The sequence below is a fragment of the Mesorhizobium sp. M6A.T.Ce.TU.002.03.1.1 genome (assembly GCF_003997275.1).
Lineage (GTDB): Bacteria > Pseudomonadota > Alphaproteobacteria > Rhizobiales > Rhizobiaceae > Mesorhizobium > Mesorhizobium mediterraneum.
Genome location: NZ_RZTI01000352.1, coordinates 1 through 327 on the forward strand (window position 1 = coordinate 1; position 327 = coordinate 327).

Consider the following 327-nt stretch of genomic DNA (forward strand, 5'->3'; position numbering starts at 1 on the left):
CTTGAGGGCAAGTCGATCCATTTCCAATCGCCGCTCGCGGCGATCGACGCCGGCGTCGGTTACCTGACCGAGGATCGCAAGGGCAAGGGACTGCTGCTGCAGGAGCACCTGGCGCCTAACCTGACGCTGTCGGCGCTCGGTGTGTTCCATCCCGGCCTCTCGATGGGTCGGCGCAGTGAAGCGAAGGCCCTGGAACAGGCCGTGGAGGCATATGACATCAGGCTGAAGAGCCTCGGCGCCAAAGCGGGCCAGCTTTCCGGGGGCAATCAGCAGAAGCTGCTGCTGGCGAAGGTGCTGCTGACCGATCCTTCGGTGGTCATTATCGAC

1 protein-coding gene is annotated in these 327 nt (G+C 63.6%); it reads left to right on the forward strand.

Annotation, left to right across the window (positions count from 1 at the left end):
• Positions 1-327, forward strand: a 327-nt coding sequence (locus EOC93_RS33915) for an ATP-binding cassette domain-containing protein (RefSeq protein ID WP_127206772.1), incomplete at both ends; no start/stop codon positions are given.